The sequence below is a fragment of the Priestia megaterium genome (assembly GCF_046599315.1).
GTDB lineage: Bacteria > Bacillota > Bacilli > Bacillales > Bacillaceae_H > Priestia > Priestia megaterium_F.
In genome coordinates this window covers 90,893-110,840 of record NZ_JBKIKC010000002.1, presented here as the reverse complement: position 1 = coordinate 110,840, position 19,948 = coordinate 90,893, and the positions used below count along the sequence as shown (strand labels likewise).

Sequence of the window (19,948 nt, the reverse complement as noted above, 5' to 3'; positions counted from 1 at the left end):
TAGATTTAATTATCATCTAGTTTATTTTCTATATTGTAGGAGGAAGTAAAAATGGAACAAGGTAAAGTGAAATGGTTTAATGCTGACAAAGGCTTTGGATTTATCGAGCATGAAGGTGGAGAAGATGTGTTTGTTCACTTCTCAGCTATCCAAGGGGAGGGTTTTAAATCCTTGGATGAAGGTCAAGAAGTGACTTTTGATATCGAACAAGGGCAACGTGGTCCACAAGCGACAAACGTACGTAAAGCATAAGAAGCCATAGTAAAAACAAACTCTTTTTGCAGAGTTTGTTTTTATTTAGAAAGGCTTTTCTTTTTAGTACATAAGTTATTGATAGCGTGAGCAAACTACTCAAGATGCAATAGAGCATCATCAAACGACTATTATTAGTTCAACTTACAGAAAAAGGCTATTTCTTTTGATTAGGAAGAGATGGTCTTTTTCTATTTTCAGGCTGTATACTCCATACATTCTTAGTTAACAGAAAACATATTCTTGGAAGTGAAAAAGCATGAGCTTGAAGAACCTTTTTGATTTATAAAAATCAGCAAGGTACAAAAATGGAGGATAGAAGATACTGATTTTATAATCCAGATTATACTTTTTTAGTAATTAACGAAGTTGTCATTCCACCTATAAAAATTGTCGAACATGAAAAAAGAAACGTTTTAGGTCCTAATAAAGGAAAACCTGCTGTTATAATAAAACCGTCTATAATTAAAATAACCATCCCTATGTTCAAAGAAAAAGCTTTTGATATTAGTTGAGCTAGTAAATCTGTTCCTCCAGTGCTTGTCTCATAACGAAGCATAAGACCAACCCCCGTCCCAATACATATTCCTCCAAAGATCACGCTGGGAAAAACAGAAAGTTGAAACTGGTTTTTAATAGGTTCTAGCCAATCAATCAATAAAGAAGAAATAACTAACCCATAAAAACTATTATAGAAATAAGTTCTTTCATAAACCCAAGCAAACCAACATAATGGTAAGCCCAAAATAATCATCGTTACACCTGTAGGAAATTCAAAATAATAGTGAAGGATGAGAGCAATTCCAATTGTTCCCCCATCTAACAAATAATGAGGAACTAAAAAGCCATTAATTCCTATACTTAGTAATAAGCTTCCGACAAGAACAACCGCTACTTTTTGAACCATAATAATCACCTTTTTATTCAATTTACTTCTTACTATATGTATAAGCTTTGGCTATCTGTCATGAATGTTTTTTCTTTTTATGTAAATGAATAAAGGTTTATGTTTAAGCAAATTATTCAGGATGGATAAATCATCATTCTATAGCTAACTCCTAAAAAACAAAAAAACTCTCACCGATTAGAAGGGAGTTTTTTGCTTTTATTTAACAGTAACTGGGTTTTTACTGTATAACAATATTTTTGTAAAATCCCATCAAGAGCTTAGAATGCAGGTTTTAGGGGTTGAACAGTTAATATGTTGTGCTTAATATATGTTATAATACGCCTTGTAGATGCGAATGAAAATTCCATTTCTTATTTCATAGGCAAGAAAGGTCCTTTCAGTCCTCATAACTTGAGGGCTTTTCTTATTTTTTAATCTAAGGTAGAGGAAATTGTAACATCATGGCACGTATAGTTAAATTCTTGAAAAAAGATATGGACCATCTAAATAAGTTAGTTACCTAACTCCCAAGCATAACACTAAAATAATGTTTAAGGATTTTATTTTTGTAGTAAAATAACAGATTTATATAATTATAAAATAGCATATTGATACTTGTATAATGTAAGTCACTCCAAAATAGTGGCTTTTTAGAAGAATTTTAGGTTTAGCTAAACTGTAAGGATAAAATTCTAAAAGATAATTACTCATTAGTTATCAATTGACTTTTATAATTCATTTACGTTACCATTGAACAAACTTAATACTCCAAAGGGGAGTAGCTGTACAACAATAGTCGTCACTACGAAACAGAATGTTTCCGGCTTTGTTGGCAATTTTAATTGTTAGCAAGACCTTTGCCTACGTTTTTAGTTAGGTGAAGTCTGTGTTTGTACATCAAACGCTTTTATCTACTAAATGGATAAAAGCGTTTTTTGTTTTTTATTGATTGAAAATAAGTAGGAGGAGTGATTAAATTATGTTCAAGAAACTGTTTGATTCACTAACGAATAATAAGCACAGGCATTACAGCAGCAGTGATTACAAGGGAAGAAAGTCGAAACCATTTAAGAGTTATAGTAGTAGTGACGATTATAGAAAAAGCCGTGACCATCACGGAAGTTATGGACATCAGCACTATAAAAGAAAAAAGAAGAGTGGAAGTTTTTTTAGCAGTTAAATAAGACAAAGGATACCTCACTCTATTGGCATTGAAGTGAGGTATCCTTTGTCTTTTGGTAGAATCTATCAAGCTCATTAACATAACTAAGATGATAAGAATCTGCAAAAAAGCCATCACCTTGGAAGACAAGGAGATGGCTAAAGAAATCATTTTTTCTTGGAACTTTTTATATAACTTGTTTATTAGATTTTTGTTCTTCAGTCCATGCTTCTAGCTTTTCGCGACCAGGTAAATGTGAAATACTATCTGCATGAAACACAGGGTCTCGTCCTTGCTTTTTTTGATATATATAATCTTTCATTACAGCCTTAGCCACTTTGGATAATCGAGTAATTGCATATAGGTTAATTAAAACCATTAATCCCATAAAGATATCTGCAAGAGACCATACCAATTCGGCACTATATAATGCTCCAAATAACACCATTAAGATAACGGCAACACGATATAATAAGACTGTTTTCTTACTATGCTTCATGAAACTAATATTTGATTCACCATAGTAATAGTTACCCATTATCGTACTCAGCGCAAATAAAAATACTGAAATAGATACAAATGTTGCTGCAAAGCCACCAATTCCTGTACGTAAAGATTCTTGTGTTAATGGAATACCTGTTAGATCTGATGTTTGATATTCTCCTGAAACTAAAACAATCATTACAGTAGATGAACAAATGATAAATGTATCTAAAATAACACCTAAAGCTTGAATAAATCCTTGTTTTGCTGGATGGGTAACGTCTGCAGCTGCAGCTGCATTCGGAGCAGAACCCATACCGGCTTCGTTAGAAAATAACCCACGACGGATACCATGAAGTACAGCAGCACCCATTACACCACTAAATAATTGTTTAAATGAAAACAAACCTTCTGAAAAGATTGCACTAAAAACATTTGGTAATACTTCATAATTTGCAATCATCATCCACACGGATAATAAGATATAAGCACCGGCTTTAATAGGCACCAAAACGGTAGAAAATTTCGCTACTGAATGAACACCACCGAATATAATTAGAGCAGTAATAATGGTAAGTATAACACCGGTTAAGGTATTGTTTATTCCAAATTCATTTTCAACTGAAGCAGCAATGGTATTAGCTTGCACAGCATTAAAAATAAGGCCAAACGATAGAGTAATTAATACGCTAAATGCAATACCAAGTTTTCTGTTTCCTAAACCTTTCTCCATATAGTAAGCAGGTCCACCTCGCCAAGCGTCGCCATCTTTCACCTTATAAACCTGGGCTAATGTACTTTCTACAAAAGCTGAAGCAGATCCAATTAATGCTATAACCCACATCCAAAATACCGCACCAGGTCCTCCTAGTGCTACTGCGGTAGCAACACCGGCAATATTACCTGTACCAATACGAGCGGCCATTCCAATCATAAATGCTTGTAATGAAGAAACACTTTTTTTATCTTTATCCTTGTTTTTACGTCCATCTCCTAATAAACGAATCATTTCAGGAAAGAATCTTATTTGTAAAAAACCAAAATTAATAGTTAAAAATAGGCCAATTGCAACTAAGATTATAACAATTAATTTAGCCCATAAATAATCATTAATAAGTGTAACGATTTCTGTCATGATTTTGTCTCCTTGTTGTAAAAATTTTTTGACTATAAAGATTATATGTTGGTTTATATTATTTTGTATACTAGAAAAAATTTGGTATCTATAAAAAGGACATTAACAATTTATAGAATTCTTAAAAGTTGATACGTGAGCGTAATTTAAAAAAATGAGAATCCCTCTCAGGTCGTTAATACTTAGAAAATAACAGTAACTTTTTTTGCAGTATTTAGTTTAGAAACCTCTTTAAAGAAGTGTAAAAAATGTATACAAATATTAAGCGCTTTCATTTTTCTTTAAGATCTTATCGTTAATTTATATGACGAACTATATAATCCGACAATAAGTAACATAAAATTATAATTTTTTCGAATTAATAATTAATTATAAGATTATGGTCCGCAAATATATGATAAAAAAGTAGACCCTATATTGCCTGCTGAATTGCGTTAACTCAATAAGTAAGTTAAAAAGTCGGGTTTTATATTGGCTTATTTCTTTAATAAAAGAGAAACATATAATTTCCCTTTAATAAGAGTAAATCTTTAAACTAAGGATTGTTATGAAATACTTTTTAATTTACTTAACGTAAAACATATTATCGAAAATCTAAATAAAAAAACTAGTGGTTCGGGGTAGGGTAGGTTGAGGTTGTACTTTCTTCTTCCTAGCCGAATAGGCAACCTAACAAAAATATATAATAGTTTCCTTTCATAACTATGGGTAACAAGAAAACTACTCAATTGAGTAGTTTTTTTTGCATTTACACAGAATTGGAGTAAAAGAGACTAAAAGGAAGTCCCCTATATTCAACTGTCATGGGGTCAGTCGAAATTAAGATTTGAAGGTTTAGCTTATTTGAAAACATAATCTGCCTCTTTGAAATAGACACATTAAGCAAATTCTCTTTTACTAATAATAAATTTTCATAAGAAAAAAGAGGAATTTAATCAGAATAAAATTGACATAGATAATCATTATTGTATAAAATGATAATGATTATCAATGTCAATTATGAAGTTGTTTATAAATGAAATGATTTTAAGCAAGTATAGGGACGTAAAGGAGACTTGTATATGGATGCACATTTTATAATAATGAAGCCATTTTGCCACGAAGTAGGGTGCTGTTGTCCGGAACAACAACATCAACATATGATTAATTTCCATCAGGGGGATGTTTGGACAATTACAGATAACCGCAAGTACGTAGATTGCTTAGGATGGCATTATTTAATCGATATTAACAATGAATTTCAGTTCTTTATGCATGTGGAAGATATTGAGGAATTACAATCTAAGGGCAGCATTTGCTCTATTTGGGACTTAGACCTAAAAATTAATTATTTGAACTTCAAAATAGACGAAGCACTTGAGGCACATGATAGAGAGTCATTTCTTTCCCTTTCCAATGAACTACACCGTGCACAACAGGTGAAGAGTAAAATGCACTATTCTTATGTGCAGATTATTTAAGCAAAACGGAAAATTTCAAGAGGAGCAAAGATATGGCTAGAATCTTTATTGCGTATGCAAGTACGTCAGGGACTACTGAAGAAATCGAACACATAAATGTACAAAGCCTGGTACAGTACGATGGTATTTTATTAAGTGTGTATACTTGGGGAAATGGAGATCTTCCATACGAGGTTGAAGATTTTTAAGCTATGATAAGTATTATTTATATACCTAAAGTGTATTTTGATTAACGAAAAAGAGCGGTATCGTAAAGACACTGCTCTTTTTTTATATTTATAGGCGAAGAAGCTTATCGATTTTTTCTACTACAAAGCCTATTTAACTAACTTATTATATCTTCTTAAATCCTGTTTTATCTAGGGCCAGATTATTTAGACCATGGGACTAAGAGAATTTGTGTAAGCTACAGCTTGATGTAAGCTTGCAAAGGTTTTAACATGATCTATCTTAATTCCTAAGCCGACCATTGTTTGAGCAATTTCTGAGCGTATTCCACTAAGCACAACATTCACTCCTATAAGTTCCAAACCACGAATAACTTTGAACAATTGATCTGCCACCATGGTATCAATAATAGGAACAGCAGATAAATCCATAATGAGCCAAACTAAATGGTACTCACTACTTTTGGTTAATGCGTTTTCTATCAAAATTTGAGCCCGCTTTGTATCCAAATCACCGACTAAAGGCAGTATACCAACTGTTTCAGTCATACGAACAATGGGCACAGAAAGCTCATCAATGGCATACTGAGCATATTTGATGTTGTGTTTGTAATCATTGAGGTAAGACTTACTAATATACTGGACAGCACAATCGATAATTGCATTAAAGTGGGAGATAACAGAATAAAATTCTTTAATGGAGATATCCTGTTTATCCAATTCTTCTAATATTATCTCTCCAATAATATCTCGGTAGTAACTAATTTCTTCTAAAGCAAGGTTTAGAGGAAGCTCACGCTCTACCAGTACGTTGGCCATCTTTCCCGCCCAGTTTTTAATGAGAATAGCAGCCGTTTCTTTATCTGAAACAATTGATTGAGCGTAAATCATTAAAAGATCAAGTCGAAAAGGTGTTAGTTCTGTATGAATATCATGAAACTCCGCAAGGTTTTGTCTCTTTCTATCTGCAAGTTCCTCTTTTTGCTGAATAATTTTATCTTTAACCGTTTGTAAATGTTGAACATCTATTAATTTCACAGGGCTATTCTCCTTAGAATTATGATATATAAGGTGTAAAGGAATAAATGAACTCTCTACCTTTTAAAGGGAAGAAGGTTGATTCTTCATTGTATCACACGTTACTATCTCTAAATGGATTATAACTAGTTTAGGAGAAATTACCTATTTTTAAAGTTACTGCTATAGCTAGACTTTATAATCTTTGGGAGTTGAACTAAAATGATATACATTTTGAAACTGAAAATAGATAAATAACAAGGGTTTTAAAGGATTGGATAGACTTCTCGGCTTCTTAAGTAGTTTGTTTCAAGCAGCGTTGTATATTCATTCTTAGAGCGTATATGTGTAATGTTGAACTAGCATTAATAAATGGATATGCATGGTACAGCATACTGAAATGGAATTAAATGTTTACATACCTTACATACCTGTAATTGGGGGACTTAATTTATTAGAACATCAATACTTAATTAGGAGGAGAATAAAAAATGAACAATAATACCGAGACTGTTGAAAGCAAAGTTGAGAATACATTAAATGAGATGAGTCAAGAGAAGAAAGACAACATTCTTTCTAGTTTTAACGAATTTAGAACATACCTAGGAGATAAAGTCACAAAAGGTGAGAAATTAGGATTAAATGATGACCAATTAGCTTTGGCAGCTAAAAAAATAGCTGATTATCTGGCCACACATGAGGAACCACAAAATGAAGAGCAATACCTGCTACATGAGTTATGGAAAGTGGGGACCGATGAGGAACAACATCACCTCGCTAATATGCTTGTCAAATTGGTTAAAGAATAATTTAAGTCATTTGCTGCACTCTAAAAATACATGATTTATAAGGAAGAATGACTAGTTCATTCTTCTTTTTGTTTATATAGTATTTATAAAATACAGAGGTGAAAAGATGTATGAGGCTAATTAGCGGTTGAAAGCTAAGAATAAAAGATAGGTTATACATGCACTTAATCGATTGGAGTATCTTATTATACCTCCATAAAAAGCTTTGGTGTGCCGATTTATATTAGGTTATTGGTTTTCAGTGAATTAAACTACATATCTCAATGCAGATTATACAAGCAGTCTATTCAAAATGAATTAGAGGCATCTTGTTTTTGTGAAATACGAACTTATAAGGTTTTAAAGACAAACATATCGTTTTTAAAAAAACTCAGCACACCTATATATTAAATTAATAAATGATCCATAAATACAGTTGTTCATGGGTTATTTACTTCTTATACGAATTAAAATATGTTAATCAGAGCAAACTACTCAAGACGCCGTCAGGAATCTACTATTAAAAACCATATTCGTCATTCCTAAAAGAAAAACCTACTGATTCATTTTTTATCAGTAGGTTTTCTGTTCCTTTCAGCTATATATGATACACAAAGTTAGTTACCATAACGTAGTTTCCGCGAAGTGATGAAAGTGTAAATTTGCTCATTACAGTAAGTTTGTGCTTTTGGTTTTCTTCTATATAATTTTGCGGATGTTTCTGTAGGAGTATTGTAAAGTTACTCTTTTAAGTATTAAAACAATCTTAACACAATTAAAATACAAAATTTATAATACATACATAGAGCTTTGTTACATTTAACTTACTGTCTGAAGAGATGGTAATCACGTATATACGAGGAGGAACAGCACATGAAAAAAGGGGCAAGAAAAATGATTTCCTTTGCCTTAGCTTTAAGCATTGTAGGCGGATTTGGGGATACGCTCTCTTTCGCAGCAGAAAATTCAAACTCTACTAATGTCAGCAAGGTAACTGTAACATTTCATGGGGATTCTACTAACTCTAAAGGATTCACTTGGTATACCTCACTTGATTCCAAGCACAGTGATGTACAGGTTGTAAAAAAGAACGGCACAAAGAAACCTCATTTTAAGAAGAAGCCCTTACTTTTTTCAGGAAGCCATACCGTATCTACAAATTCTCAAGGAGAGTACGTACATAAAGCCGTAGCAACTGGACTTAAGGCGGATACTGAATACTACTACCGTGTTGGAGATGCATCATTAAATAAATGGAGTGAAATAGGTTCCTTTACAACTGCACCTAAAAAAGGGGCTTTTACATTTATTGATTTAGCCGATACTCAGGCTAAAGCAGAAGATGAAGCAATTCTTTCATCTCAAACGATTGCAAAAGCCTTAGATACTGTACCTAACGCCGAATTCTTGATGCATAATGGAGACATCGTTGACAATGGGGTCAAAGAGGAGCAATGGAATTGGCTTCTAGGTCACTCTCAGAAAAGCTTGCTAAACACCACAGTTGCTCCTTCTGCGGGGAACCATGAGGATGAAGATTATGCTTTTATCGACCACTTTAACCTAGATGTTCCTAAAAACTCAGCTACCAAAACGGGCGCTTATTATTCTTACGATTATAGTGATGCTCACTTTGTTGTCCTTAATAGTAATGAGGATTCTGAGAAGCATGCCAACTTTTCGGAAAATCAAATTAAGTGGTTAAAAAAAGATGTACAAGCAGCCAAAGCTAATGGCGCTAAGTGGGTTATTGTCAACATCCATAAAGGTCCTTATACGACTTCTAACCATGCAACCGATGATGATATTATGGGTCCAAATGGAGTTAGAAATCAGGTAGCCCCACTTATGGCTGAACTTGACATTGATTTTGTTCTTCAAGGACATGACCATATCTATGCACGTACGAAACCTATAAAGAGCGACGGCTCAGCTTCAGAAACAGAAAAAATTAAAGAAACTAAAAAAGGACAAACCGTTGAATATACAGTTAATCCAGACGGTTCGATTTATTTAATTCCTGCGACAGCTGGGCCAAAAGTATATTATAAAAACCAAAACCCTATACTTGGAGAAGCTTACTATGATCTTTTCGAGATAGCTGATGAAAATCATGCAGCAATCTATGGTCCAGACCCGAGCGATAATAGACGTCCAGTACGCGGACAAATTCAAAACTTCGTAGGCATTACCATTAATAAAGATAAACTAACTGCTGTAACTTACGAGATTGATCAAAACAAAAATGATGCAGAACCTTATATTATTGATCAATTTGGTATTATCAAAAAATAAAAACTCAGTTACCGCATTATATTTTCTAACAATAAAACAAGTGCTGGCAATATAACCTCAGCACTTGTTTATTAAAAAATATGAAATATTCACTCCAACATTAGTTCACTAACTTTCTTATAAGTTTTATATTCTTAATGTAAAGTTGTATATTGTTACTTTTTGAAAAAGAGCTAAATTGACGAAACACTATGTGTAAGTTGTTATTCTAATAATTAGAAAAACAAGGTTGTTAAATAATGCAAACGAGAAATTATGTAAAAGGGTAGTTTTATACATCTTGTTAGGCAGAATAATATAAACGTGTTAGGACGGGGTATGTATAAATTCAAGATTCAAAGTACTGAAGTATTTAAATACTGAGTCAAAAGACAGGAGACTTAGTTCATCATACTTATAAGTAATTAGATATTCGCTCGCTATCAATATAATTAAGATTGAGAAAAATGTCTTTAGAAGAGGAAATTCTCTAAAACGGGGAGAAAAAATAAGCTTAATCAGTGTATAAATAAACACTAAAATAAAGTAAATCAGTAAAAGCTGAGTGGCTTTAGAAGGAATGTGCCATACAAGAATATAAATAGTAAGAGTTAGTAATAAGAGAAAAGATAGTTCTTTTCCGTTTAAAAAATTATCCATGCTGTAACACCTTTTCTGTCTGTACGTATAGACAAGTTTTTCAAGAAAATAACACAAATTTTACATTTAATTTACATATAATTAACATTATTGTACATAAATTTTTACTATATTTCTACTTATTTTCAAAATTAGTATGACAATCATTCAATTTATATTACGTTCAACTCTCTTTTAGGGATAAGTATTTTATAAAAAAAGGACCGCGATTCTAGAGTCGTAATCCTTTTTTTGCATATAATTCTATTAAAGCATTAATTTTTTAAGATTTCCTAAAGATACTATTTTTAATTTAACTAACTTATGCTTCCATTCGTTCATTGTTCCATTTTGTATCTTCTTAATTTTTTTTGCATTGTAAGTCATCTGACAAAGCAACTCTTGGCTGTTAATGGGTTCTCTATCAGTTTGGCGCTCTATGTAATGATAATTTCCATATTCATCTTGTTCACGAGCTTTTATATTATCTTGCAGCATCAAATCTATCCATGTATATATTCGATCCTTTAGATGATCTTTTAAAATAGGGAATAAAATTTCGACTCGGTTTTCCATATTTCTAGTCATAAGATCTGCAGATGATAGAAATACTTTTTGGTCGCTGTTGTGATGAAAACAATATATCCTTGTATGCTCTAAAAAGGTCCCTACAATACTTCTCACTTTAATATTTTCACTAACACCCTTAATTCCAGGACGTAAGCAGCAGATGCCCCGTATAATTAGGTCAACTTTAACACCAGCGGCAGATGCTTGATAGAGTTTAACAATAATTTGTTTATCTGTTAACGAGTTCATTTTCGCGATAATATGTCCATTGCCACTTTGGTTATGGTAAGCAATCTCTTTGTCAATCAATTCTAAAAACGTATCTCTTATACCAAATGGTGAAACGGATAAATGATGATACTCTGGCTTTTCCATATAACCACTTAAGTAATTAAAGAAGTTGGTAGCATCAATACCTATTTGTTCATTTGATGTAAGCAAACCGAGATCAGTATACACTCTTGCCGTAGCATCATTATAGTTTCCTGTTCCTAAGTGAACGAAGCGTTGAATTTTTCCTTTTTTATGACGTAATACTAAAGTGATTTTACTATGTGTTTTTAATCCCGTCATTCCATACAAAACATGACAACCGGATTTCTCTAATTCTTTTGCCCATTGTACGTTGTTTTCTTCATCAAAGCGTGCTTTTAGTTCAACAAGCACGGTTACTTGTTTTCCTTTTTCTGCTGCCCGTTCAAGGCTCTTTATAATAGGAGAGTCTCCACTAACCCTATAAAGGGTTTGCTTAATAGCTAGTACGTCTGGATCATCCGCAGCCTGTGAAATAAACTCAACGACAGGTTCAAAAGATTCATACGGATGGTGAAGTAATACATCTTCATTAAGTAGCTTTGCAAAAATATCTTTTCTCCCTCTAAGTCTTGAGGAGACTGGGGGATGAAAGACGGAGCTACTAAATGTTCATGACTCGCTTGAATAGTCTTATAAAACGAGAAAAGAAAAGTTAAATCAAGAGGTGCTTGGACATAATAAATATCCTTATCATAGACTTCTAATTCCTCTTTTAAGTATTCGACCATTTTTTGATCATAAAAGTGCCTTTGGACCTCCAGACGCACAGCTGCTCCCCATTTGCGCTTTTTAAGTTCTTCTTCTATCTCTTTTAAGAGATCTTCTGCTTCATCTTCATGGATGGTTAAGTCAGCATTTCTCGTAATACGAAATGGCGTAACTGACTTGATATCATATCCTTTGAATAACTTGTAAATAAACTGAGAGATAATTTGTTCTACCAATACAAACGTTCTTATCCCTTCGTCCTCAGGTAATTCAACATAACGATTTAAACCTGCTGGAATCTGTACAAGGGCTAGCTTTTCATTATTTAATTTCCCGTAATCGGTATTTACTTGACATCTTTGTTCAAGCCTAATTGCTAAATTTAAAGATTTATTTAACAGCATAGGAAAGGGGCGATAAGCATCTACAGCCATAGGCGTTAAAATAGGGAAAATCTCTCTATCAAAGAAGGTCTCTAAAAAAGATAACGTTGTGGAGGAAACTTTAGAGATTGGCACAAACTTTAAACGTTCTTTTGCTAAAAGAGGGCTAAGTTCATATGTATATATATCATCTTGCTTTTCTACCAGCGTGTGTGTAATCTCGGAGATAGCAGCTAATTGCTCTTTTGGTGTTAGTCCAGCTTTATTTTCTGGACGATTATATCCAGCTTTTACTTGATCAAGTAAACCAGCTACACGAACCATAAAAAACTCATCTAAATTTGAACTGAAAATAGATAAAAACTTATAGCGTTCCAACAAAGCATTTTCTGTATCGGTTGCTTCTTCTAATACACGTTTATTAAAGGCAAGCCAGCTTAGCTCACGGTTGTTATACAAAGAAGCATTCTCTAAATCTATTAAATTATTGTCTGTACTTGATGTTGTCATAAGATAGACATCTCCTTTACGCAATTGGTTTTATATGTATAATTAGAAAATAACAACCATTTATAAATATAAAATGAATTTTTTGTAAAGAAAATGCAAATTTGTAAACTTTGATTACAATTCACAAAATGATTTACCTCTTAACATAACTTTTTATATATGTAGTAATTGTAAATTTTGCGTAAATAATACGTATAGTTCCCCAATACAAAGGAATCTTTAATTATGATAATAACAGCATAAGATATCATAACGAGGTAATGTAAAAAAGAAAAAATAATATACATCATACAATATTTGCTTTTTAGTACATATCTCATATGTTACTAGGGAATAGAACTTGTAGGTCACTAAAAGCTAACAAAAGGTGATAAAATATCTGTCTCTTCTATGCAAAACATGCTGAAATTAAATGAAAAAGGTGATAAATTGGAGAAAAAAGTTGGAATTATAGACATAGGTTCTAATACAATAAGGCTCGTTATATATGTGCAGTCACAAGAGCGTTCCTTTAAAGAGATAGAAAATATAAAAATGGGTGTGCGTTTACGCACCTATCTCAATGGAGAAAAGATATTAAGCAATGAAGGAATTGCTTTATTAATCAATACCCTACATAGTTTTCAATTATTACTTCATCACTACAAAGTAACTGATGCAACTTGCATAGCTACTGCCACAATTCGTCAAGCAAATAACCGAGAGAGTATCTTGCAAGAAGTAGAAAGTAAAACGGGATTTACCCTCAAGCTGTTAAATGAATATGAAGAAGCTTTCTATGGATATACAGCTGTAGTTCAGTCTACTGATATAGAAGAAGGAATTACCGTAGATATGGGCGGGGGGAGTACAGAAATAACGTATTTTCGCAATCGCAAACTGCTAAAATACTGCAGCCTCCCATTCGGAGCATTATCCTTAAAACTTGATTTTATTAAAGGTTCTGTTCCTACTGATGAAGAGTTAGAACAAATGCTACAATATGTAGGTATGCATCTTGAAGATATACCGTGGCTTCTTAATAAAAATGTTCCTTTAATCGGGATGGGAGGAAGCGTCCGTAACTTTGCACAACTTCATCAACATTCAATTGATTATCCCTTAGCAGGTATTCATCAATATGAGATGGACGTTTCTAGTATCGAAGGAATTCGAACACAGCTTAGAACGCTAACATTACCTGAGATTCAAAAGCTTGAAGGGCTATCTAAGGAAAGGGCCGATACCATCTTGCCTTCTCTAGAAGTATTTAATTTGTTGCTTAATGCCTCAAAAGCCACCAAATGTGTCGTGAGTAAACAAGGTCTACGAGAAGGGGTTCTATACAGTAGAAATAGCAAAGAAACAATTTCGTCAATGTCTTTAGTAGAAAAAAGTATTGAAGATATTAAGAAAGATTTTTACATCGATACAGGTAACAGTAGGCAGATGATCAAAATAGCAAATGTGGTAATAAATCATATCAATAAAACTGAAAACCTAAAAGAGGATATCAGTAATGCAGATAGACAGCTACTGGAGCAAGCAGCTTGTATTTTCCACCTAGGAAAGTATTTAAACGATGAATCTAGTAGCCATCATACATTTTACTTATTATCTAACCGATCAATCTTAGGGCTGTCCCACTACGAACGAGTAAAACTTGCCCTTATAGCTTCATACAAAGGAAAAAGAACGTTTCGTCAATATATAGAGCCTTTTAAGGACTGGTACACACAAGGAGAACAAAAAAAGATGCGCTTACTAGGAGCTATCTTAAAAGTAGCTCAAAGTTTAAATGTTACTAAGCGTAATGTAGTGGATGACATAAAAATTTCTTCAAAGAATGGCGACTGGATCATGGATATACGATGCAATGATGATTACAAACCTGAAGAGTATAGAATAGAAAAACAAAAAAAACACTTAGAAAAATTATTAAAAATATCTTTAACCCCTAATTTTTATTGATATTTTTGGACCTCCACCTAGATTAGTGGAGGTTGCATAATTCCTCTAAAGCAACTTCAAAAATAGGGGAAAATATTATTTTATAACAACTAAATCAGTTAATAATGCTAGTTCTACTTGATAAGAGTTATTAATTTTACGAATTTCACAGTAACCAGAATTATAAATGTGAATAACTTTAAACCGTTTATCCCTATACAAAACCTCTTTTGCATCTTTAAGAATTGTCATATCAACCTTTAGCCCCCTATATTTTATGTATTAGAAAAAAGTGCCTAAAAGCAGTTTGGATACGTATGAAGAAAATGACTTGAAAAATTGTATAGAGCAAAGAACTTTACCAATTAAGTAACAAAATTGAATTCTATATTCTTTGTTATTCTATAATTCAAATAATACTTTCGCTAGAGGTAGACTGTAAATTTACATAATATTTATTTCTAGTTAACATAAAGTCTCTTCCCGGTACACATACCAAAGAGAAGCCCTTTTGGCATAAGAACTTTCCAAAAGATCCTCATTATGAATTATGCAACTTTTTATACATACTTGACTTCATACAGTTTTCCTAAGATATAGATGGAGGGAGAATGTATAAAAGTGGACGTTTTATATATACAACCATATTGGAAAAAGTAGTATTTAAAGTGATAAAATTACAAATTCTATTTATCTCACACATTGTTTACGTATGAATTTTGCTCCAATATAACAAAATTTGTATGACAACCTTTCAATTGATGTGTTATAATTACTTGTAGACCAACTTTTCTTATACTTTCTTAAAGTATAGCTCAAAATCCAAAAAAGCCACCCCACTCTCCAATGCCAATAGAATGAGGTGGCTTTTTATTTTATGGTGTCGTTTAATCTTCTTCCGGAATCTTAATTAAAATAGTGATAGCTACTGTTGTCAGAAATATAACCCCTAAAGTAATCAATAGATTTGTACTCACATATCCCATCTACCCTTCTACTCTAATCCCTATAAATTCATTGTAACAAAGAAAATAAGTGAATAGAACAAAAAAGTGAAAGCGTTTTACATATATTTTTTATGCCTGTTAAAATAATTAAGTTGTTTTAATTCAATTAACGCACGCAATTTTTGCTTGAGCAGAGAAAGCTACCTTTTCCTATTTGGGGGTAGCTCTTTTTATTGTAAAGAAAGTTCGGTTTAGTTATTTACTTAACATAAAGGAAATCATAAATACAAAGCATAGAAGAGCACCATTCTCTTATACAGCCTTCATAAAATTGCCGGTTTTGATAGACAAAAATGTGGAATATCAAACGTAAGATTATTTTAGGATAAAGGGGAGACGGGTATGTTTGGATGGAGTGATATGCCGAAATTGTTGTTTTCTTTTTTAATTGTTATACCACTTGTGTCTGTTATTCACCAACTGGGGCATTCACTTATGGCTATTTTTTTAGGAGGAAGGGTCGATTTTACAATTGGACAAGGGAGAACGATTTTTAGGTGGAAAAAAATTAAAATAAAATCTATTTATTTTTTACATTCTTTTTGTGTTTACGAAAAATTAAAGTATGATAACCGGTTTACTCATGCTTGTGTTTATGCTGGAGGTACGATAGCTAATTTAGCGTCTATCTTTCTTGTAAATGGTTTAATTATATTAGATGTTCTCTCAAAGAGTCTCTTTTCGTACCAATTTGTTTATTTCTCTGTTTATTACATTGTCTTCTCACTCTTACCCTTCGAATATTCAGAAACGGCTTTTAGTGATGGACGAGCTATCTATGATGCGTTGAGATATGGAAAGATAACGTGTAATCCGGATTAAAAAATGCTGAGTGGATAAGTGAAGCTGTATAGGTTGGGATGGCTTTCTTAACTAGTCGAGTTGTTCACATATAATGCCACTTCTTATTCGCAGCCAAGAACAGCTCCTTCAGCCCTTATTTAAGGGCTTTTCTTGTTGTTAGCATCTAGTAATTTTAGATAGCTCATCACTGTTCCTCCATCTTTATTAGCCCAAAGAGGAGCTATTATACAACATTCAATTCTCCTTTACCTCTTCGGCTTATCTCCCTTACAAATTCCTTGCAAGGCTTCACATAGGCATACATAGTTTGTATTAATGTGTTAACGTGCTGAAATGGATACTAATTAGGTAATGAGTAAGCAATTAAGAAGTATATTATTTCTGATTTTTCAATTTTTCATTGACAGACTAAGAAAATAGGTGTAACATTTTTCCTAGTTAATTAAATTGAATATTCTTATCTCGAGAGGTGGAGGGACTGGCCCTTGGAAGCCTCGGCAACAGACTGTTAAAGTACTGTGCCAATTCCAGTAGCAATTTGCTTGAAGATAAGAAGAGAATCCATACCGATTATTAACCTCTTCTTATTTTTAAGAAGAGGTTTTTTATTTTGAAAAGAAAGAAGGAAATAAAATCATGACAAAGACATTAGTGAAAGCTCCATTTAAAGCTGATCATGTAGGTAGCTTTTTAAGAACAGCTCCCCTTAAAGAAGCAAGAGAAGCGTATGCGAATGGGGGAATCAATAAGGCTGATTTAAAATCTATAGAGGACAAAGAAATTGAAAAACTTGTTCAGAAACAAATTGAAATTGGGCTCAAATCGATTACAGATGGTGAATTTAGACGCTCATGGTGGCATTTAGACTTCCTATCAGGCTTGGAAGGCGTAGAGGAGTTTGAAACAGAATACATCAGTCAATTCAAAGGTGCAAAAACAAAAAATAAGGCGATTAGGGTAGTAGGTAAAGTAGACTTCAATCATCATTATATGCTGGAACACTTCACGTTCTTAAAAGAAGCTGTCGAACGACATGGTGATGGAAGCCAAGTTGCTAAATTCTCTATTCCAAGTCCAAATATGTTATTTACTCGAATTCAAGAAGATACATATTACAAGGGGAACAGAGAGCAGTTTTATCATGATACTGTAGCAGCTTATCAAAAAGCTATTCAAGCCTTTTACGACGCAGGCTGCCGTTATCTACAACTAGATGATACTTCCTGGATTGATTTCGTTTCTGAAGAACGCATAAATGCGGTTGTTGAGAAGCTTGGTATGGATGTAAAAGACATTATCGATACTCGAGTAAGTTGCTTAAATGATGCTATTTCTAAAAAGCCTGAAGATATGCTCATTACTATGCATATTTGCCGTGGAAACTTTAGATCTACTTATATCACAAGTGGCGGCTATGATACTATATCCGATGCAATCTTTGCTAACTTACATGTAGATGGGCTTTTCCTTGAATATGATGATAACCGCTCAGGAGATTTTGAACCATTAAAAAGCTTTACAGGTAACAATCAAACTGTTGTATTAGGGTTAGTAACATCTAAATTTCCTACATTAGAAGATACTGAGATCATTAAGCGAAGAATCCAAGAAGCAAGTCAGTATGTTCCTCTAGCTAACTTGTCATTGAGTCCACAATGTGGCTTTGCAAGTACAGAAGAAGGAAATGTATTAACAGAAGAGGAACAATGGAATAAAATTAGTCACGTAATTAAAATTGCTCAAGATGTCTGGGGAGCCAACTAAAAAGTGAGATTCGCTTCTTAATTTTACATAAGCAGCATTCTAGATGTGTCGAAATACGATAAACAGGCGAATCTTATAAACGGAAAAAGGAAGAATGGAGTCCATTCTTCCTTCAGCCATCATTATAAAGTTGTCTTAGAAACGTCCGCCGCCAAGTTGTTGCTCAGCCATTTGTACAAGACGTTTTGTGATTTCGCCACCTACTGATCCGTTTGCACGTGCAGTTGTGTCAGCACCAAGGTTTACACCAAATTCGCTCGCGATTTCATATTTCATTTGATCGATTGCTTGTTCAGCACCGTATACTAATAATTCGTTGTTGTTGCTGCTTTTGTTGTTTGCCATGTTGTGTCACCTCCTTGTTTCTTTTAAGTTTCCTATTGTAGGAGAGGTGTATACATGGTAAATGATGGATGTATAATTACTTGAGCGATAAACATACTAAGGCGAAGAAACAAATTGCGCTGTAAAAAGTGGAATTACATGTTTCATTTCCTTGTTATAAAATCTATACATTTGCCATGTGTAGGAAAAGGGATGACAGTTAAAGCTGTCATTCTTTTTTCATGCTCTTATATAGAGAACTTGCTTCTTTTCAAACACCTATAGAAATGAAGCCTACTTCATATTTTCACAATTGAGATAATGATAAAAAAAGAAGGTACTTCTGTTCCTTAGCTTTTGCTTATTTCATTTGCTGTATGTAGAATGATACACCACTACTACAGTTAAGGAGATAATTAACTTATCAATATAAAGAGTTAAAAAACTGTTAAATATCAATAAAAAAGCAGTATCAAAAAGATACTGCTTTTTTATTGATATTTATTGGTATCGAAGTTTATCCACTTCTTCTATTGTAAGACCCGTCAGTTTACTTATCATTTGCTGTCTATATCTTCTTAATTATGCCTACAGCAACCTTACGACTAGATTTCTTCTTCATATATCACGCGTTGTAACTAATTAAATTTGTAATGAACAGCCGATTTATATTATACACGTGCCTTCAAAGTTAGATAAAATGCAGAAACCCTAACAAAATAGATACTGAATATTATGCTTACAATGTTATAAAAATGATGTATTGGTAAATAGTACTCCTATACTAAGTAAGAATAAGAAAAGGCGGTTACATATGAATATTTTAGAGGTTGTTGTTAGAGTAGCTAAAAATGAGCTTTTTCCAACGCATATTCGAGGAACGGCCATGGGCTTTTCTACAGGGATAACTCGTATTACTTCTGCCATTGGCACACTTTTGTTCCCTGCATTCTTAGCAAATTATGGTGTGTCAGCTACATTTTATGCTTGTGGAGCAATGTATTTCATAGGGTTTATAGTTGCTCTATTCATGGCTCCAGAAACAAAAAATATGAGCTTATCTCAAGCTAGTTCATTAAATAAAGGTAGTGATTCACAGAATAATACCCTTGTACAGAAGAAAACGGTTAATTAGAAAGAGGAAATCACAGGGATTATGTCGAATCTATGGAGGGGATTTAACCTAAATAGTGGACAAATAACTAATTTGCATTATTATTTTTAGGACGTTTAATGTTAAATAGTTTATCTAGTTAATTAGATTTATTAAATCCTGTTGTCTACTTAGGCGGATGACGGGATTTAAATATGAAGTTCTAGTTATGGACGGAAATCAGGAAGACGGAGATGTTATATGGCTCCAACCAG

15 protein-coding genes, 1 pseudogene and 1 riboswitch are annotated in these 19,948 nt (G+C 33.0%); of the genes and pseudogenes, 10 read left to right on the top strand and 6 right to left on the bottom strand.

Features of this window, described 5'->3' with window-relative positions; genetic code table 11:
- Positions 1-51 precede the first annotated feature (51 nt).
- Entirely contained in the window at positions 52-252 is a 201-nt protein-coding gene (locus tag ACLHDF_RS07940) for a cold-shock protein (protein ID WP_413918362.1), read from the top strand.
- A gap of 343 nt (positions 253-595) precedes the next feature.
- On the opposite strand, the gene ACLHDF_RS07935 is transcribed toward ACLHDF_RS07940, so the two are convergent.
- Positions 596-1,180: a YitT family protein gene (locus tag ACLHDF_RS07935; RefSeq protein WP_413918361.1), complete on the bottom strand. Its 585-nt coding sequence runs from the start codon at positions 1,178-1,180 to the stop codon at positions 596-598.
- Between the two features lie 940 nt (positions 1,181-2,120).
- On the opposite strand from ACLHDF_RS07935, the gene ACLHDF_RS07930 reads away from it, so the two are divergent.
- A complete protein-coding gene (locus tag ACLHDF_RS07930) occupies positions 2,121-2,321 on the top strand; it encodes a hypothetical protein (RefSeq protein WP_413918360.1) in 201 nt (66 codons plus the stop codon).
- A 169-nt stretch (positions 2,322-2,490) separates the two neighbouring features.
- On the opposite strand, the gene ACLHDF_RS07925 is transcribed toward ACLHDF_RS07930, so the two are convergent.
- Positions 2,491-3,921 (bottom strand): alanine/glycine:cation symporter family protein, encoded by a 1,431-nt coding sequence (locus tag ACLHDF_RS07925; protein WP_413918359.1) that lies wholly within the window; start codon positions 3,919-3,921, stop codon positions 2,491-2,493.
- A 1,061-nt stretch (positions 3,922-4,982) separates the two neighbouring features.
- Between ACLHDF_RS07925 and ACLHDF_RS07920 the strand changes: the two genes are divergently transcribed.
- Together ACLHDF_RS07920 and ACLHDF_RS07915 are read left to right on the top strand one after the other, a co-directional pair.
- The gene (locus ACLHDF_RS07920; protein WP_413918358.1) at positions 4,983-5,381 is read left to right on the top strand and encodes an IDEAL domain-containing protein; all 399 of its coding nucleotides are present in this window, start codon (positions 4,983-4,985) and stop codon (positions 5,379-5,381) included.
- A gap of 32 nt (positions 5,382-5,413) precedes the next feature.
- Positions 5,414-5,569, top strand: coding sequence for a hypothetical protein (locus ACLHDF_RS07915; protein WP_413918357.1), 156 nt, complete (start codon positions 5,414-5,416; stop codon positions 5,567-5,569).
- A gap of 186 nt (positions 5,570-5,755) precedes the next feature.
- On the opposite strand, the gene ACLHDF_RS07910 is transcribed toward ACLHDF_RS07915, so the two are convergent.
- Entirely contained in the window at positions 5,756-6,586 is an 831-nt protein-coding gene (locus ACLHDF_RS07910; RefSeq protein WP_413918356.1) for an STAS domain-containing protein, read from the bottom strand.
- A 470-nt stretch (positions 6,587-7,056) separates the two neighbouring features.
- Between ACLHDF_RS07910 and ACLHDF_RS07905 the strand changes: the two genes are divergently transcribed.
- Entirely contained in the window at positions 7,057-7,374 is a 318-nt protein-coding gene (locus ACLHDF_RS07905; RefSeq protein WP_413918355.1) for a DUF3243 domain-containing protein, read from the top strand.
- A gap of 852 nt (positions 7,375-8,226) precedes the next feature.
- Positions 8,227-9,648, top strand: a complete 1,422-nt coding sequence (locus ACLHDF_RS07900) for a fibronectin type III domain-containing protein (RefSeq protein WP_413918354.1) — start codon at positions 8,227-8,229, stop codon at positions 9,646-9,648.
- 885 nt (positions 9,649-10,533) lie between these two features.
- On the opposite strand, the pseudogene ACLHDF_RS07895 reads toward ACLHDF_RS07900, so the two are convergent.
- Positions 10,534-12,752, bottom strand: a pseudogene (locus ACLHDF_RS07895) (RNA degradosome polyphosphate kinase).
- A gap of 429 nt (positions 12,753-13,181) precedes the next feature.
- Between ACLHDF_RS07895 and ACLHDF_RS07890 the strand changes: the two are divergent.
- The gene (locus ACLHDF_RS07890) at positions 13,182-14,702 is read left to right on the top strand and encodes an exopolyphosphatase (protein WP_413918353.1); all 1,521 of its coding nucleotides are present in this window, start codon (positions 13,182-13,184) and stop codon (positions 14,700-14,702) included.
- 75 nt (positions 14,703-14,777) lie between these two features.
- Here the strand turns inward: ACLHDF_RS07890 and ACLHDF_RS07885 are convergent, their stop codons facing one another.
- The gene (locus tag ACLHDF_RS07885; protein ID WP_413918352.1) at positions 14,778-14,933 is read right to left on the bottom strand and encodes a hypothetical protein; all 156 of its coding nucleotides are present in this window, start codon (positions 14,931-14,933) and stop codon (positions 14,778-14,780) included.
- Between the two features lie 1,097 nt (positions 14,934-16,030).
- Between ACLHDF_RS07885 and ACLHDF_RS07880 the strand changes: the two genes are divergently transcribed.
- Positions 16,031-16,510 carry a hypothetical protein gene (locus ACLHDF_RS07880; RefSeq protein ID WP_413918351.1) on the top strand — a complete coding sequence of 160 codons (480 nt, stop codon included), beginning with the start codon at positions 16,031-16,033 and terminating at the stop codon, positions 16,508-16,510.
- 436 nt (positions 16,511-16,946) lie between these two features.
- Positions 16,947-17,047, top strand: a riboswitch (SAM riboswitch).
- An 81-nt stretch (positions 17,048-17,128) separates the two neighbouring features.
- The gene (locus ACLHDF_RS07875; protein WP_413918350.1) at positions 17,129-18,256 is read left to right on the top strand and encodes a 5-methyltetrahydropteroyltriglutamate--homocysteine S-methyltransferase; all 1,128 of its coding nucleotides are present in this window, start codon (positions 17,129-17,131) and stop codon (positions 18,254-18,256) included.
- A gap of 135 nt (positions 18,257-18,391) precedes the next feature.
- Here the strand turns inward: ACLHDF_RS07875 and ACLHDF_RS07870 are convergent, their stop codons facing one another.
- Entirely contained in the window at positions 18,392-18,601 is a 210-nt protein-coding gene (locus tag ACLHDF_RS07870) for an alpha/beta-type small acid-soluble spore protein (protein ID WP_013084404.1), read from the bottom strand.
- Positions 18,602-19,394: 793 nt separating this feature from the next.
- Here ACLHDF_RS07870 and ACLHDF_RS07865 point away from each other — a divergent pair.
- Complete coding sequence (locus tag ACLHDF_RS07865; RefSeq protein WP_413918349.1) at positions 19,395-19,715, top strand: MFS transporter; 321 nt, start codon at positions 19,395-19,397, stop codon at positions 19,713-19,715.
- Positions 19,716-19,948 lie beyond the last annotated feature (233 nt).